The organism is Nocardia sp. NPDC004168 (assembly GCF_040610355.1).
Taxonomy (GTDB): Bacteria; Actinomycetota; Actinomycetes; order Mycobacteriales; family Mycobacteriaceae; genus Nocardia; species Nocardia sichangensis.
Genome location: NZ_JBEXME010000002.1, coordinates 397768 through 413143 on the forward strand (window position 1 = coordinate 397768; position 15376 = coordinate 413143).

Genomic DNA, 15376 nt, shown 5'->3' on the forward strand with positions numbered 1-15376 from the left:
CTGCGACAGTGTCGGTGTCGGTGTGGACCCTGACCTCACGAGACACCACCGAGAGCGCCGATTCCGTCGGCGAACACGCCATCGACCACCTGCAACCTCGAAGCGCTCGCCTCCACGAGTGTCGCCACTTCGGTCCACCCCGCGGCCATCTGTGACCAGACCTGCGCCGCGACACACCCCGCGGTGAGCCCGGCCTGTGCCAGGACCGAGCTGGGAAGCGCCACATCGATGTCGGAAGTGTCGGCCTGTGTTCGGATCGCCTCGATCCCGACACCGATATCGCTCATCGAACCGGCCAACACCCGCAGTTGTTCAGGATCTACCCACACTTCGTGTCCCCTCTCACCATCGAACGACAACGGCGGTAACTGTGAGTCGGAATCTGCTGTACAGCAGTAGATTCCGATCCACAAATGCTACGAATGGTTGTCCGCCGCACTGTTGTCTATGCACGGTTGTACGCGGTGTCGGCCTGATCGGTTCCACTTGAACGCGATGCTCGGGTGTCGCGTAGCTCACAGCGAATCGGTGGAACCGATCCGGTCCCACCGCCGTCGAAGTGTGGGTTCCGGGGTTCCCGACTCGCCGAACTTCGGGCGGATTTGAGGTTCCGCGGCAAACGACGAGGTGGAAGCCCTGGTCACGGCTCCTCCTGCTACGGGTGCAAAAGAGGCCGATCGAAAGGCCTAAAATGCGCCTTGACCACGACGTCTTGCTCGGCGAGCTTCTCGGCGTCTTTGCGGTTGTAGGCCCGGCCGGTTCCCTCGATCTTCTCTTCGGAGTGCCCGTTGGCCGGCGTCGGCGCCGACGGCGCGGATGGCGGCGTCGACGGCGCGCACGGCCAGCCGCCGGTGCGGGGCGAGACCGACACCGCCACCGCGCGACGCATCTCGCCGTGGTCCCGGACGAAGTGTCCGATGCCGGGCGCTCTACGTGCAGCAGGCCGCCACCAACCTCATCAGCGGACTTCGCTCCGCCTCGGCGGAGGTGGATGGGCTCATGTCCAGTTGGCGTGGCGGTGCAGGCGGCGCGGACGCGGCAGGAGATCGTGTTCATCGGGGTGAAGCTGGATTGCGCGAAGGTGCGCGCGTTGTTGGACGAAGCCCTGCTCACCGACGCGGAGTTCGCCGCGGGCCCGGGCGCTTGGGCCGAGTATCCCGATCCCTTCCCGGTGTGGGGTGAACTGCACGAGCACGCCTGATGGCTGTGTCGCTCCAGGCCGCCTCGGCGTCGCCGGATGACGTGCTCAGTTCGAGATGCCGGGCGCCTGGCGCAGGTAGGTGGTGTCGGTCAGTTGCTCGATCATGAAGTCGGCGATGTCGGCACGGGCGATCTTCAGGGTGAGTCCGGGCTCGTCCGCCCGGAACCCGCGCCGGTAGCTGCCGGTGGCCGGTCCGTCGGTGAACGCGCTCGGCCGCACGATCGTCCAATCCAGGTCGCTGGCCATGACGTACTTCTCCTGCTCGACGTGGTCGGCGTAGGCCGGGCGCAGCAGCAAGCCGAACATCACGTACTTCCACAGGAAGTTCAGGTTGCCCTTGCTGTCGCCCACGCCGAGCGTCGTCTGGCAGATCAGCCGTTTCACGCCCGTGCGCCGCATCGCGTCGATGATCGCTTTGGTGCCGCCCGCCCGGACCACGCCCTTGCGGCCGTTGCCGAGCGAGATCAGCACCGCCTCCTGTCCCTCCACCGCGCGTTGCACCGAATCGGTGTCCAGCACATCGCCTTCCACGACGCGCAGCCGCTCGTGCCGCTGCGTGACGCTCGCGGCGCTGCGGGTGAAGGCCGTCACCTCGTGGCCCTCCCGCAGCGCCCGCTCGACGACGAGACGCCCGACGGTACCGGTGGCTCCGAAGACCGCGATTCGCATGGTTTCTCTCCTTGTTCGAAAGCTGTTGTGCTGTTGATGAATCCAGTACATCAGCGGGAATCGAGACGAACCATGGCCGCGACTCTCGATGCCATAAGCGACTGTCTCAGCGCAGCTTCGCGAAGAACTCCGTGATCTCCTCCGTCATGAGCGCGGGCGCCACATGGTGCAGGTAATGGGTGAACACATCGTGCGTGCGCCACGAGACGATGTTGTGATCGCGCTCGGCGAAGCGCCGGATGCCGTGGAAATCGCCGGAGGAGCCGCACAGCGCGAGCGGAACCGTGGTCGGCGCGGTGGGGTGCTCGGCCTTGTCCTTCTCGAAGTAGTGCCGGATCGCCGAGCCCGCGGTGCCGGTGAGCCAGTGGATCGCGATATTGGTCAGCACGAAGTCGTCGTCCAGATCCGGGCCGAGCAGTTGGCCGTTCCAGCCGACCAATCCGGCGGGCGAATCCGTGATCGCGTGCGCCAGCGTCTGCGGCTGCTGGGATTGCAGCACGTTGAAGCCCATCTTGTTCTTCACGAACCAGTCCAGGGTGGCCAGCGACCGCTGCTCGTCCTCGTCGAGATCGGCCAGTTCGGCCGGGTCGCCGGACGGGAACGAGTACACCTGCGCGACGTGCACGCCGACGACGTTCTCCGGAGCCACCCGCCCGAGTTCCGGCGAGATCTGCGATCCGCCGTCGTTGCCCACCGCGCCGTAGCGGGCGTAGCCGAGCCGCCGCATCAACTCGGCCCAGGCGCGGGCGATGCGAGCGTCGTTCCAGCCCGCCTCGGTGGTGGGGCCGGAGAAGCCGTATCCCGGTACCGAAGGGATCACCAGATCGAATCCGGCCGTGGTGAGCGGCTCGATGACGCCGACGAACTCGACGAAAGTGCCGGGCCAGCCGTGCGTGAGGATCAGCGGGAACGCGTCCTCCTGTGCGGATTTCACGTGCAGGAAATGGATGTTCTGACCGTCGATCTCGGTGGTGAACTGCGGGTAGGCGTTCAGCGCGTTCTCGACCGCGCGCCAGTCGAACCCGTCGCGCCAGTAATCGACCAGGTGACGGACGCGCTCGACGCTCACCCCGTAGGTGTCGCCCGAGCCTGGGATCTGCTGAGCCCACCGGGTACGTGCGAGCCGGTCGCACAGATCGTCCAGCTCGGCCTGGGCGATGTCGATGCGGAAGGGGGTGATCGCGGTCATGTCCTGCTCCTAGTGAAACGGAATGCTCTGTTCTGTTCCAACCGTAACAGAACGGATCATTCCGTTTCAAGTGCTACGCTGAATTCATGCCGAGAACGTCCGACGCCCCAGCTCAGAAGGGTCTGCCCGGCCGCAAGGCGCAGGCGGCCCGCAACGACGGCTTGATCCTGGAGGCCGCCCGCGTGGTCTTCCTCGCCGACGCGACGGCCCCGATCTCCGCCGTCGCCGAACGCGCGGGCGTCGGGGTCAGCGCGCTCTACCGCCGCTATCCGAGCAAGGAAGTGCTGCTGCGCACGCTCTGCCATGACGGTCTGCGCCGATACAACAAGGAGGCCGAAGCGGCGCTGGAGGATTCGGACGGATGGCGCGGACTCGTCGGCTTCTTGGAGCGCGTGGTGGACGCGGACGTGCATTCCCTCGCCGTGCACCTCGCGGGCACGTTCACTCCCGACGAATCGATCCTCCCCGACGTCCTGCGCTCCGGCGAGGCGACCGAGGAGCTCGTGCGCCGCGCCCACGCCACCGGCAAGCTGCGTCCCGACGTCACCCCGCAGGACCTCGGCCTGATCCTGGAATCCTGCGCGGCGGTCGCGGTGCCCGACCCCGAGCGCACCGTCCAGTTGCGCCGCCGCGTGCTCGCGATGCTCGTCGCCGGACTGAGCTCCGACGGCGAACTCCCCGGCCCACCGCCCGCGCCGGACGAGTTCTCCTGGCGGTGGGCACGGCGATGAATTTCCCGGGGTGAACCGGTCCGCACTGGTACGAATACCGCAGTCCGCCGAAAGGAAGTGCCGTGAACTGGACACTCGAGGTCGTGATCGTGCCCGTGTCGGACATCGACCGAGCCAAGCGGTTCTACGCGGAGCAACTGGGCTTCGCCGTCGACCACGACACGAAGATCGCCGAGGAGGTGCGCATAGTGCAGCTCACCCCGCCCGGCTCGGGCTGCTCGATCGTGATCGGCAAGGGCGCGGTGCCGGACATGCGCCCCGGATCCCAACAAGGCCTCCAGTTGGTAGTCAACGACCTGCGCAAAGCCCATGAGGAACTGACTTCCCGCGGCGTCGAGCTCACCGAAATCCAAGTCCTCGGCGAAAACCCGACCCCCATGCCCGACCCCTTGGACAACGTCGGATTCTTCTTCTTCACCGACCCGGACGGCAACGGCTGGGCCGTACAACAGATCTCGACCCGTCCGTGAACGCGTCGGTGACGAACGCCGTGTGGGTCTGCCTCGGTTATCGGTTGCCGAGGAAGAGGGTTTGCGTGCTGCGGCCCAAGGGACCCTTTTCGTCGTAGAGCGCTGATTCCGCCATACCTATGCCATGGGGTTGGGGGTAGGTGACGGCGTCGAGGCAGACCCATTCGCCCGCCGGCTGGCGGTACAGGGTGACCGTCAGGTCGGTGTTGATGAAAAGGTACTTCGACCAGTCCAGGACCGCGCTCACGCCGTTGCCGGAATCCGCGGCCGCGAGGGTGCGCTCCAGCGGGCTCGGATCGGTGCCCGCGACGATCGGGTGCTTGATCCTGATCCAGCAGATCGCCGGGCCTGGTTCGGAGAAGGATCCGCTGACGAAGCGGTAATCGATGGCCGTGTGGAACCCGATCGGCTGGGTGGACGGGAACGGCTCGGGCGCGTCCGCGTGCTCCGGGCCGGGGCGCGAGCCCGTCGGCAAGAAGCATTCCGGCAGCGGCAATTCCGGTTCGGCCAGCTTGAATCGCCAGGCATTCGCCCGCATCACCGGCCCGCGCTCGGTCGACAGTGTCGCCTCGATGAGTTCGACGCTGCGACCGGGACGCGCGACGCGCGCCTGCGCGGTGAGCGGTTCCAACGGCACCGGGCCGAGGATCTCGACGGCGACCCGGCCGACCTGGAACCCGGGCCGTGGCTCGCACCGCTCGATCACGTGCGCGAGCAGCGCCGACGGTGGACCGGCGTGCTGGGCGTCCGGCGACCAGGGACCACGGGTGAACTCGGTCGAGATGAATCGGTCCGGCCGATCGGGATCGGGTAGGTAGAAGGCGTCAGTCATGACCGTGCCTCGCCCGCGCTCGGCTCAGTGCGCGCCCGCGCACGGTGTCCTCGGTTGCTTCGCTGACGCTCGCTCACGTCGCTGTCCATCCTTCGGGCCGATCGGTCGCTTGCACAACGACGGTAACCCGCCCCGGAACGGGCTCGGGATCAGACCCGGCCGAACGCGAGCGCGACGTTGTGCCCGCCGAAACCGAACGAGTTGTTCAGTGCGAAATCGATGTGTTGAGTCCGTGGCGCGCCCGCGACGACGTCGAGATCGATCTCCGGATCGAGGTTGTCGAGGTTCAACGTCGGCGGGACGACCTGATCCCGCAGGGTGAGCATGGTGACGAGCGATTCCAACGCGCCGACCGCCCCGATCGAGTGACCCAGCGCGGATTTCGGAGCGTAGACCGAGGCGTCGGGCGCGACGGAGGTGATCGCGTTGGCTTCCGAGGCGTCGCCGATGGAGGTCGACGTGGCGTGGGCGTTCACATGCTGGATATCCGAAGCCCGCAGTCCCGCGGTTTCGATGGCCTTACGCATCGCGCGGGCAGCGCCGAGCCCTTCCGGCTCGGAGGCGACGATGTGATAGGCGTCGGAGGTGATGCCCGCGCCGAGCACCCGCCCGTGCACGGTCGCGCCGCGCGCGCGTGCGTGCCGCTCCGATTCGAGCACCAGCAGCGCGCCCGCCTCGCCGAAGACGAACCCGTCGCGGTCCCGGTCGAACGGGCGGGACGCGCGTTCCGGTTCGTCGTTGCGGGTGCTCATGGCGCGCATCATGGCGAAGCTCGCGATGGGCACGGCGTCGATGTGTCCTTCGACCCCGCCCGCCACCACTACGTCCGCCTCGCCGGTGGTGATCAGCCGCCAGGCGTGCGCGATCGCCTCCGAACCCGACGAACATGCCGAGACCGGAGCGAAAACTCCTGCTCTGGCACCGATTTCGAGCCCGACGGTGGCGGCGGGACCGTTCGGCATCACCATCGGCACCGACATCGGCGACACCTTGCGGTAGCCGCCCGCGCGCATCGCGTCGACCGCGGAGATCAGCGCGTCACCACCGCCGAGCCCGGTGCCGATCGCCACCGCCAAGCGGTCGCCGTCCACCTCGGGCGCGCCCGCCGCGCGCCAGACCCGGCGGCCGAGCACCAGCGCCATCTGTTCGACGTAGGAATGCCTGCGCTGTTCGACCCGGGACAGTTCCCCGCTGGGCTGTGACTTCAACTTGCCGCCGATGCGGACCGGCAGGTCGTACTCGGCCACGAAATCGTCATCCAACGCGCCGATCCCGCTGTGCCCCGCCAGCAAACCGGACCAGGTCGTATCCATGTCGTCGGCCAGCGACGTGGTCGCCGCGTATCCGGTGACCACGACCGAATCCCGAGTTTCTGAAGCGATTGTTACAGTCACGATGTCATGAATACCTGTACCGATCGCTACAGTCAACCCATGGCCCGCCCCCTCGACCACGCCAAACGCGCCGAACTGCTCGCCGCCGTCGTGAGCTACATCGCCGATCACGGTCTCGCGGACCTGTCGCTGCGCCCGCTGGCCGCCGAACTCGGCACCAGCTCCCGCATGCTGATCTACTACTTCACGACCAAGGAGGAATTGCTGGTCCAAGCGCTGGCGACGCAGCGCCCCGACATCGCGGCGATGTTCGCCGACATCGGTGACGCTGCGGAACTGCGCGACCGGCTGTGGGATTTCTGGACCGCGAACGCCTCGGGCGACGGCCGCACCAGCGTCAGGGTGATGCTTCAGGTGCTCGGCGCGGCCTGTGCGCCGCGCAGTCCGTATGCCGATTACGCCAACTCGGCCATCGCGATCTTCGTATCGGCGCTGGCCGACGGGCTGCGCGTCATCGATTCCATTGATGACCCGGAAATTGTCGCCACACTGCTGATTTCGGGTCTGCGCGGAATTCTGCAAGACCGGCTGATCACCGGCGAGGTCGAGCGCACCGATCGCGCGGCCCGCCGCCTGATCGAACAGACGGTGCTCTGAACAGTTTGTCGGCGCATCGGCAGTGAGCGGCGTCCGGGCGGTGGTGCGGCCGGTGACGGCGGAATCCGGTAGCGACGCTGTTGCGGTTCGTCGGGCTGCGCTGAATGTTCCGTGACGGCGGGGGCGATCGTGAGTCGAACGGATCGGCCGCTGCTGGACCGTGACCTCGGGACAGGCGGAATCGTGGGTATCCACGCTTGCGGCGCTGCTGCTCGGCACGGCCGTGGCCCCACATGTGCGACTCGCTCTGCGACGAGGGCGGGGCAATCGTAGTGCCCGGATGGTCTCGCGCGGAGGCGATCACTCGGGCCGGGACTCCGGGTACGCATGCGCGAGGAGGCGTTCGAGCATCGCATGCAGCTGCTTTCGTTCCGCGGGGTCGAGCGGGGCGAGGATCTCGTCGCCGACCCGACCGGCTTCGCGATCGAGGGAACGCAACGCGGTACGGCCGGTCCGGGTGAGGCGCACGGTGATGCGGCGACGGTCGCGCTCGTCCCGCGCCCGTTCCACCCTACCGGCGGCTTCGAGTTCGTCGACGATCTTGGCCACGTCGCTGGGGTGGATGGCCAGGCGCTCGGCCAAGTCCCGCTGCGCGTGCGGGCCGAAATCGGCGAGCGCCGCGAGAATCGCCATGTGCCACAGGCGCAGGCCGCGAGCGGCGAGGCGGTCGGCGAACCCGGTGCGCGCGGCCTTGCCGACCCGCGACAGGAGGTAGATGTCGAGGCCGAGCAGGCTCGGTGGGAGTGCGCGTCCGGTACCCATGGGCCTATTGTAGGAGCGAACCTAACATAGGTCAGCACCAACTAATCGGAGATCACCGTGGACGCGCTACATCCGAGACTCCTCGTCACCCGCTTCGCCGAATGCTTCGGGTTCTACGCGGCGGTGCTACCCGAGCTGATCGGGGCGACCCTCGTCAAGGGAACCGCCGCCGGTCCATACGCGAACTGGGACGTGGCGGACCAAGGCGTACTAGTGCTCTTCGATCGCGCCGCGATGGCGGAGGTCATCGGCACGTCTACGCTGCCTGCCGCACCGTCGCAGGACACGGTGATGTTCGTCTGCCGAGTGCCCGACGTCGACGCGGGCGCGAAGCTGTGCGCCGACCACGGCGCGACCGTTGTCGCGGGCCCAACCGACCGCCCGCAGTGGGGCCCCGGACTGCGCACCGCCCACCTGCGCGACCCGGAGGGCACGCTCATCGAACTCCAGTCCTATTGACCGCCAGGTAGTTCGACGATTCCATGCCGCACCCGCACGCCAACCGGTGCCTACCGGAGTATCAGGCGTTGTACTTTACAAGTCCGGTTCGCGCAGAAGAGCGTTGATATCAAGTGTCAGCAGATGCTTTCGGACGCGCTCTGCGAAAGCGGGCGCTCCAGCCGCCTTCAGTCGTTCGGGGAGTGCGGCGCTGCTGGTATCGCTATTGCGAACGTGGTAGACGAGTTGCTTCGCGGTGACGGCTCGAACCATATGGGGGGCCGAGTCATCGACAAGCTCGAAGAATTCATCGGCTGTGTAGATCTCGTAGGGAAGCTCATCCATCTGAGTGAAGTGCTTATCGTTGTCGGTGAGCAGGATGTCGATGGCGGCGTAAACCGCCGCGCAGTGGACGTGGGCATCGCCCACGTCGGGGTAAGTCGCCGACTTATCGATCGTGTAGCCGGTTATGTGGCCCGTCTCGAACGTGTGCTCGAGTCTGCGGCGAATGCCTCCGACCTGGGCGTCATCCAGCAGCGGGTTGTTTTTCCTCAGGTGGTAATGGAACTCCGCCATGATGTCGTCAGTCCACATGACCTCGAACATCTCATTGTCCGGCTCGAGATAGAGCAGTGCGAGCCAATCCCGGAGCGTACGGGAGTACAAGACGTTCGCATCGACAAGCACATTCGTACCCCACCCGCTGACCATGACGGACATGGTACAAGCGGACGGGGCACCACTTACCGGATCAAACAGGCATCGTGAGCAGTCAGTCGACTACGCCGAGTTCGTCTTCGAGAGCGCGCAGGTCATCGAAAGCCTGACGCTGCGCAGCCCGCTGGGATTCCCTGTGCGCGAGAACATCCCTGCTGAAAAGTCGAGTGTGCGAGCCGACCTTGTGCGCGGGCAACGTGCCTTCGTTGACCAGCTTCATCAGTGTCGGACGTGAGATGCTCAGCATCTTTGCGGCGACGGTGGTGGTCACCTCGTTCGGGACACTGCCGACAGTCACGGTGCAACCACGGCTGATGAAGTCGAGAATCTGAGAGATCAGCGCCGTCAGCTGGGCGGGCATCTCCACGGAGTCCCCACTTCGGAGACCGACAGTAATGGTCTCCTCTGCATCATCCGACGCGACGCCGCGAGCCTGCTCGACGTGGGCCTGGAACGCCCGAGCCTGCTCGATTTCGCTTGCGGTGATCGACACGACCGCTTTCTCGTCGTGAATCAGTGACGGACTCATCGACTCGAACTCCTTTCTGCTCTCGCAGGTACTACTTACCGTAGGCGCTTGCACTTATAAGTGCAAGGGCGACGCCAGGCTTACAGACACCAGCAGCGCTAGGGGTCCGACGACGCGTCGACTCTAGGCGCGCTACTCGGCCCCAATCCTCGCCAGCCCGAGAGTGCTTGCCATGCGAACGTCTCTACCTGGAACTTCTGAGCAGATGAGATCCAGCGTCGAAAATTCAGCCGGCTTTTGTCGTCCCACCGCCCGCCGCATCGTCGCGATGCGGCGGGCGGGGCGGTGACTACGAGACCACGGGCAGGTAGACGGCGTTGCCGTGGCTGGCGAACTCGGCGGACTTCTCCGCCATGCCCGCCTGCAGTGCCTCCGCGTCGTTCAAGCCCTGGCGCTCGGCGTATTCGCGCACGTCCGCGGAGATCCGCATCGAGCAGAACTTGGGGCCGCACATGGAGCAGAAGTGTGCGGTCTTGGCGGGTTCGGCGGGCAGGGTCTCGTCGTGGTATTCGCGCGCGGTGTCCGGATCGAGGGACAGCGCGAACTGGTCGCGCCAGCGGAATTCGAAGCGGGCCTGGGACAGCGCGTCGTCGCGCTGCTGTGCGTGCGGATGGCCCTTGGCCAGGTCGGCGGCGTGTGCGGCGATCTTGTAGGTGATCACGCCGACCTTCACGTCGTCGCGGTTGGGCAGGCCGAGGTGTTCCTTCGGCGTGACGTAGCAGAGCATGGCGGTGCCCGCCTGCGCGATGATGGCGGCGCCGATCGCGGAGGTGATGTGGTCGTAGGCGGGGGCGATGTCGGTGGCGAGCGGGCCGAGGGTGTAGAACGGGGCCTCCTCGCACAGCTCCTCCTCGAGCCGCACGTTCTCCACGATCTTGTGCATGGGCACGTGCCCCGGACCCTCGATCATCACCTGCACGCCATGGGATTTCGCGATCTTGGTCAGTTCGCCAAGGGTGCGCAGTTCCGCGAACTGCGCCTCGTCGTTGGCGTCGGCGATGGAGCCGGGCCGCAGGCCGTCACCCAGGGAGAACGTGACGTCGTAGCGGGCCAGGATCTCGCAGAGCTCCGCGAAGTGCGTGTAGAGGAACGATTCCTGGTGATGCGCGAGGCACCAGGCCGCCATGATGGATCCGCCGCGCGAGACGATGCCGGTCACCCGCTTGGCGGTCAGCGGAATGTAGCGCAGCAGCACGCCCGCGTGGACGGTCATGTAGTCGACGCCCTGTTCGCACTGCTCGATCACGGTGTCCCGGTAGATTTCCCAGGTCAGCGCGGTCGGGTCGCCGTTCACCTTCTCCAGCGCCTGGTAGATCGGCACGGTGCCGACCGGGACGGGGGAGTTGCGCAGAATCCACTCGCGGGTCTCGTGGATGTTCTTGCCGGTGGACAGGTCCATGATGGTGTCCGCGCCCCAGCGGGTGGCCCACACCATCTTCTCCACCTCCTCCGCGATCGAGGAGGACACGGCAGAGTTGCCGATGTTCGCATTGATCTTGACCAGGAACTTCTTGCCGATGATGGTCGGCTCGAGCTCCGGATGCTTGTGGTTGGCCGGGATCACCGCGCGGCCCGCGGCGACCTCTTCCCGCACCGATTCCGGCGAGACGCCTTCCCGTGCGGCAATGAAACGCATCTCCGGCGTGACTAGGCCCTCGCGGGCCCAGGCGAGCTGAGTACGCGGGCCCTTCCCCTCGGGTCTGGTCCACGTGTCGCGCAGTTTCGGTAGACCGCCTTCGAGATCGATTGTCGCCGACTCGTCGGTGTACGGGCCCGACGTGTCGTAGACGTCGAAGTGCTCGCCATTGGTCAGATTGATCCGGCGCACCGGAATGCGCAGGTCATCGACCTCGAGATAGTGCTTGACGCTGCCCTCGATGGGGCCGGTGGTGACGCTGTCGACGGGTGCGGATCCGCCGTCGGACGCAGCGGCGCGTGCCATTTTTCCTCCCTACGCCGGCATTACCCGGTCAGGTTCATACGGTCGACGGCCCTGACGCCTCTCGGCTAGCCGTCCTCTCAGCCCGCTGGTGCGAGCCCCCGTTGGTTGTGAAATTTTCCCGCCCGACCATACCTGGACCCGCCGAGCGTCTGCCCGGCGATTCGGTGGATCGAGTGAAGACGCAGGCAGCGGCGTTGGGATCAGGCGTCTTCCGCCGGCTGCGGGGTGGCCGAATGTCCCGGCGCGCCGTGGGTGCGGCGAGCTTCTTTCATCTCGGCCTCGTAGATGTGGCGGCGGCCGTCGAGCAGTTCGTCGCGGGCGGCGCGCTCGATGTCGCGGAACAGGTCGTAGTAACCGTCGTCGTATTCCTCGATGATCTGGAATGTCCAGCGTCCGGCCAACACGTTGCGCCCGATCAACTCGGCGGAGATCCGATCGGCGATGTGCGCGTGACCCGCCGCGCGGAACAGCTCCACCGCTATGTCGAGCGCTAGATCGGCCCCGCCGGTCAGTTGGTGGAAGGAATACAGGTGGCCGCGTGCGCGTTCGACGATCTCCAGGGCCTCCGAGAGTTTGCCGGTGGCGGCGACGGTGCCGTCGTCGACGCCATCGGGGCGACGGTGTTGAGCGGCCGGGCGATCGGTCATGACCTCGCTCCTTGTCCGGAGGATGGGTGCGGCCGTGAACTCCGCGGTCCGGCCGGGCAGCGGAGATCGAGGCGCTCGGGTAGCGGCGTACCCGGAGAACGCCGTTCTCAAGCGCGGCTGTCGTCGAACCCGGTATCCGGTGGGACGAGACCGAACGCGTTCAGCGCGGGTGTGCCGGCAGGATCCGGCCGGTGACCTCGCCCAATCCGATCCTGGCCGAACCCGGGCCCGGGGCCGATGCCGTGATCGTCACCGCGTCGCCGTCCTCGAGGAAAGTGCGTTGCTGATCGTTGACCGATACCGGCCTGCTGCCGCCCCAGGACACCTCGATGAACGATCCGCGCTGGCCGGGTTCGGGACCGGAGATGGTGCCAGAGGCGTACAGGTCCCCGGTACGCGTCGATGCGCCGTTCGCGGTGAGATGAGCCAGCATCTGCGCCGGTGACCAGTACATCCGGGAGTAGGGCGGGTAAGTGACCGGTTGTCCGTTCCACGTCACGGTGAGTTCGATGTCCAGGCCCCAGTGCTCGGTGCCGAGCAGGTAGGGCAGGGGCGCGGGTGACTGCTCGGGCAGCGGTATCCGCGCCGACTCCAAGGCAGCCAGCGGCGTGATCCACGGCGATATCGAGGTCGCGAACGACTTGCCGAGGAACGGGCCGAGCGGCTGGTACTCCCAGGCCTGGATGTCGCGGGCGGACCAATCGTTGACCAGCGCGACGCCGAAGACCCGGTCGGCGAACTCATCGATCTCCACCGGTACGCCGAGCCGCGAGCCGACGCCGATCACGAATCCGAGCTCGGCTTCGATGTCCAGCCGCCGCGACGGGCCGAAATCCGGTGCGCCGGAGTCTGTTCCGCGCTGCCCGCAGGGGCGTGCCACATCGGTGCCGGACACCACCACGGTGCCCGCCCGCCCGTGATAACCGACCGGCAGATGGCGCCAATTCGGCAGCAGCGGGTCGCCGTCCGGCCGGAACAGGCGGCCGAGGTTCGTCGCGTGGTCGATGCTGGCGTAGAAGTCCACGTAATCGCCGACACGCACGGGCAGCCGCAACACCACGTCGGACAGCCGATGCACCGCGGCGTGGTCCAGTTCGCCGTCGACCGCCGCACGAATCCGGTCGCGCACCGTCCGCCAGCGCACGGGGCCCTGCGCAAGGAAGGCGTTCAGGCTCGGTTCGGCGAAAACCGAATCATCGAGCAGCACAGCCAAATCGATGACATGTTCGCCGAGCCGCACCCCCACGCGGGGGCCTTCTCCGGTCGGCGCGAACACCCCGTAGGGCAGGTTGTCCGGACCGAACAGCGACTCCGGCGCTACCTCCACCTCGGTCCTCACGCGGGGCCCCGCCCCGACCAGCTCCACGCATAGGTCGGATCCTCGCAGGCCAGCGCGCCTTCGCCGAGCTCCAGCGGGCGAAAGGTGTCCACCATGACGGCCAGCTCGTCGAAGTACTCGATGCCGATGCTGTTCTCGTACGCGCCGGGCTGTGGACCGTGTGCGTAACCGCCGGGGTGCACCGACACCGAGCCTTGCGTGATTCCGGAGCCTTTGCGCGCTTCGTAATTGCCGCCGCAATAGAACATGACCTCGTCGGAATCGACGTTGGAGTGGTAGTACGGCACCGGGATCGACAGCGGGTGGTAGTCCACTTTGCGCGGAACGAAATTGCAGACGACGAAGTTGCCGCCCTCGAACGCCTGATGGACCGGCGGCGGCTGATGGATACGGCCGGTGATCGGTTCGAAGTCGGCGATATTGAAGGTGAACGGATACAGGCAGCCGTCCCAGCCGACCACGTCGAACGGGTGCGCGGCGTAGACCATCCGCGTGCCGACGACCTGGCCGCCGGGGCGGTGCTTGACCAGCACTTCCACTTCGGTGCCGGTCGCACTGATGGTCTCGGTGGGTCCGTGCAGGTCGCGCTCGCAATACGGGGCGTTTTCGAGCAGCTGGCCGAACTTCGACAGATAGCGCTTGGGCGGCGTGATGTGACCTGTCGCTTCGATCGCGTACGCCCGCAAAGGTTCCGGGCCGGTGGGCCGCCAGCGGTGTGTGGTGGCACGCGGGATGAGCACCTGATCGCCCTGCCGTGCGGGCAGCGCGCCGAACACGGTCTCCACCACCGCCGCGCCCGACTCCACATAGACCAGCTCGTCGCCGATCGCGTTGCGGTACAGCGGCGAACCGCCTTTCGCGACCACATAGGAGATGCGCACGTCCGCGTTGCCCAGCAGCAAGCGGCGCCCGGTCACCGGATCGGTCTCCGCCGGGGTGTCGCCGGGGAACAGCGTGTGCAGGCGCAGATGGCGATGACGCAGCGGATGGTTCGGCGTGGTCCGCTGATCGGGCAGCTCCCAGACCGTCGAATCGACCAGTGCCGGCGGCAGGCCACGGTGATAGAGCAGGGAGGAGTCGCCGGAGAAGCCCTCCTCGCCCATCAGCTCCTCGTAGTAGAGCCGCCCCTGCTCGTCACGATGCTGGGTGTGCCGCTTCGGCGGTACCGCACCCACTTGCCGATAGAACGCCATGACCGTTCCTCCGCCAGCCGGTGGTCGGGTAGTTGATCACCATCGTAGTGCGGCCGAATCCCCGATCAGGCGTTTCGCATGGCTCGGTAGACCGCGGCCCCGACGAACGCGCCGAGATCCGCCGGTGTCCAGCCGTCCTGGTCCGCGAGCAGCGCGCGTACGGCGGCCTCGCCCGCGGACACCCACTGCTCCACCAGCACCGGCAACTTGTGCTCGGCGTCCGCCGTGCCCCAGGCGCGCAGCGTCGGGCGCAGGAGTTTGGTACAGCGCTCGATGACGAGCGCGCGCCCGCGCCCGAAGGAATTCGCGACGGCGGGGTCGGGATTGCCGTAGACCAGCCGCCAGGCGTCCGGCCGGCTCGCGGCCTTCGTCAGCAGGGCGCGGAATCCCTGGACGAACACGGTTTCGTCGGCGTCGACGTCCCGTGGCTTCATCACCTCGAGTACGCCGCTGACCAGGTAGCCCTCCTCGCGCTGAATCAGCGCCTCGATCAGCTCGACGCGATCGGCGAAGCAGGCGTAGACCACCGGCCTGGTCACCTTCATCCGCTCCGCGATGGCGGCCATGGTGACCGCGGCGATGCCGTTCTCCACGGCGATGGCGAGCGCGGTGTCGAGCACCTGCGGACGGCGGCGCTCCGGGCCGAGATGCTGTGCGCGCTGCCGTTGCCGCACGGCCGGGTCGGCGCCCATACCGCCCAGCCTGCCGCCGGTGGCCCGGTTACCG

18 protein-coding genes, 1 pseudogene and 1 riboswitch are annotated in these 15376 nt (G+C 67.0%); of the genes and pseudogenes, 5 read left to right on the plus strand and 14 right to left on the minus strand.

Annotation, left to right across the window (positions count from 1 at the left end; all coding sequences use genetic code 11):
• Nucleotides 1-35: 35 nt before the first annotated feature.
• Together ABZW96_RS05565 and ABZW96_RS05570 are read right to left on the minus strand one after the other, a co-directional pair.
• Nucleotides 36-287, minus strand: coding sequence for a hypothetical protein (locus ABZW96_RS05565; protein WP_355071627.1), 252 nt, complete (start codon nucleotides 285-287; stop codon nucleotides 36-38).
• 368 nt (nucleotides 288-655) lie between these two features.
• The gene (locus tag ABZW96_RS05570; protein WP_355071629.1) at nucleotides 656-889 is read right to left on the minus strand and encodes a hypothetical protein; all 234 of its coding nucleotides are present in this window, start codon (nucleotides 887-889) and stop codon (nucleotides 656-658) included.
• A 150-nt stretch (nucleotides 890-1039) separates the two neighbouring features.
• Between ABZW96_RS05570 and ABZW96_RS05575 the strand changes: the two are divergent.
• Nucleotides 1040-1201, plus strand: a pseudogene (locus tag ABZW96_RS05575) (GTP-binding protein); the annotation flags it as partial.
• A gap of 45 nt (nucleotides 1202-1246) precedes the next feature.
• Here ABZW96_RS05575 and ABZW96_RS05580 read toward each other — a convergent pair.
• A complete protein-coding gene (locus ABZW96_RS05580; RefSeq protein WP_355071631.1) occupies nucleotides 1247-1870 on the minus strand; it encodes an SDR family oxidoreductase in 624 nt (207 codons plus the stop codon).
• 106 nt (nucleotides 1871-1976) lie between these two features.
• On the minus strand, nucleotides 1977-3059 hold the full coding sequence (locus tag ABZW96_RS05585) for an epoxide hydrolase family protein (protein WP_355071633.1): 1083 nt from the start codon (nucleotides 3057-3059) through the stop codon (nucleotides 1977-1979).
• Nucleotides 3060-3145: 86 nt separating this feature from the next.
• Here ABZW96_RS05585 and ABZW96_RS05590 point away from each other — a divergent pair, with 86 nt between their 5' ends.
• Nucleotides 3146-3790 (plus strand): TetR/AcrR family transcriptional regulator, encoded by a 645-nt coding sequence (locus tag ABZW96_RS05590; RefSeq protein ID WP_355071634.1) that lies wholly within the window; start codon nucleotides 3146-3148, stop codon nucleotides 3788-3790.
• A 62-nt stretch (nucleotides 3791-3852) separates the two neighbouring features.
• Nucleotides 3853-4260 carry a VOC family protein gene (locus ABZW96_RS05595; protein ID WP_355071635.1) on the plus strand — a complete coding sequence of 136 codons (408 nt, stop codon included), beginning with the start codon at nucleotides 3853-3855 and terminating at the stop codon, nucleotides 4258-4260.
• Nucleotides 4261-4297: 37 nt separating this feature from the next.
• On the opposite strand, the gene ABZW96_RS05600 is transcribed toward ABZW96_RS05595, so the two are convergent.
• On the minus strand, nucleotides 4298-5092 hold the full coding sequence (locus ABZW96_RS05600; protein ID WP_355071637.1) for a thioesterase family protein: 795 nt from the start codon (nucleotides 5090-5092) through the stop codon (nucleotides 4298-4300).
• Nucleotides 5093-5241: 149 nt separating this feature from the next.
• Entirely contained in the window at nucleotides 5242-6486 is a 1245-nt protein-coding gene (locus tag ABZW96_RS05605; protein WP_355071638.1) for a KasA/KasB family beta-ketoacyl-ACP synthase, read from the minus strand.
• A 39-nt stretch (nucleotides 6487-6525) separates the two neighbouring features.
• Between ABZW96_RS05605 and ABZW96_RS05610 the strand changes: the two genes are divergently transcribed.
• Nucleotides 6526-7083 (plus strand): TetR/AcrR family transcriptional regulator, encoded by a 558-nt coding sequence (locus ABZW96_RS05610; protein WP_355071639.1) that lies wholly within the window; start codon nucleotides 6526-6528, stop codon nucleotides 7081-7083.
• Between the two features lie 300 nt (nucleotides 7084-7383).
• On the opposite strand, the gene ABZW96_RS05615 is transcribed toward ABZW96_RS05610, so the two are convergent.
• Entirely contained in the window at nucleotides 7384-7845 is a 462-nt protein-coding gene (locus ABZW96_RS05615; protein ID WP_355071640.1) for a MarR family winged helix-turn-helix transcriptional regulator, read from the minus strand.
• A gap of 57 nt (nucleotides 7846-7902) precedes the next feature.
• On the opposite strand from ABZW96_RS05615, the gene ABZW96_RS05620 reads away from it, so the two are divergent.
• Nucleotides 7903-8304 carry a VOC family protein gene (locus tag ABZW96_RS05620; protein WP_355071642.1) on the plus strand — a complete coding sequence of 134 codons (402 nt, stop codon included), beginning with the start codon at nucleotides 7903-7905 and terminating at the stop codon, nucleotides 8302-8304.
• 75 nt (nucleotides 8305-8379) lie between these two features.
• Here ABZW96_RS05620 and ABZW96_RS05625 read toward each other — a convergent pair whose 3' ends face one another.
• From ABZW96_RS05625 to ABZW96_RS05655, 7 genes are all read right to left on the minus strand, one after another.
• On the minus strand, nucleotides 8380-9003 hold the full coding sequence (locus ABZW96_RS05625; RefSeq protein WP_355071643.1) for a PIN domain-containing protein: 624 nt from the start codon (nucleotides 9001-9003) through the stop codon (nucleotides 8380-8382).
• A gap of 52 nt (nucleotides 9004-9055) precedes the next feature.
• Nucleotides 9056-9493 (minus strand): helix-turn-helix domain-containing protein, encoded by a 438-nt coding sequence (locus ABZW96_RS05630; protein WP_355071645.1) that lies wholly within the window; start codon nucleotides 9491-9493, stop codon nucleotides 9056-9058.
• Nucleotides 9494-9818: 325 nt separating this feature from the next.
• On the minus strand, nucleotides 9819-11471 hold the full coding sequence (gene thiC, locus ABZW96_RS05635; protein WP_355071646.1) for a phosphomethylpyrimidine synthase ThiC: 1653 nt from the start codon (nucleotides 11469-11471) through the stop codon (nucleotides 9819-9821).
• Nucleotides 11461-11583: riboswitch (TPP riboswitch) on the minus strand. (Overlaps the previous gene by 11 nt.)
• Nucleotides 11584-11671: 88 nt before the next feature.
• Complete coding sequence (locus tag ABZW96_RS05640; protein WP_355071648.1) at nucleotides 11672-12118, minus strand: hypothetical protein; 447 nt, start codon at nucleotides 12116-12118, stop codon at nucleotides 11672-11674.
• 160 nt (nucleotides 12119-12278) lie between these two features.
• Nucleotides 12279-13457: a fumarylacetoacetase gene (gene fahA, locus ABZW96_RS05645; RefSeq protein WP_355071649.1), complete on the minus strand. Its 1179-nt coding sequence runs from the start codon at nucleotides 13455-13457 to the stop codon at nucleotides 12279-12281.
• Nucleotides 13454-14650, minus strand: coding sequence for a homogentisate 1,2-dioxygenase (locus tag ABZW96_RS05650; RefSeq protein WP_355071651.1), 1197 nt, complete (start codon nucleotides 14648-14650; stop codon nucleotides 13454-13456). The genes fahA and ABZW96_RS05650 overlap by 4 nt, the downstream gene beginning before the upstream one ends.
• Nucleotides 14651-14715: 65 nt before the next feature.
• On the minus strand, nucleotides 14716-15342 hold the full coding sequence (locus ABZW96_RS05655; protein ID WP_355072123.1) for a TetR/AcrR family transcriptional regulator: 627 nt from the start codon (nucleotides 15340-15342) through the stop codon (nucleotides 14716-14718).
• Between the last annotated feature and the right edge of the window lie 34 nt (nucleotides 15343-15376).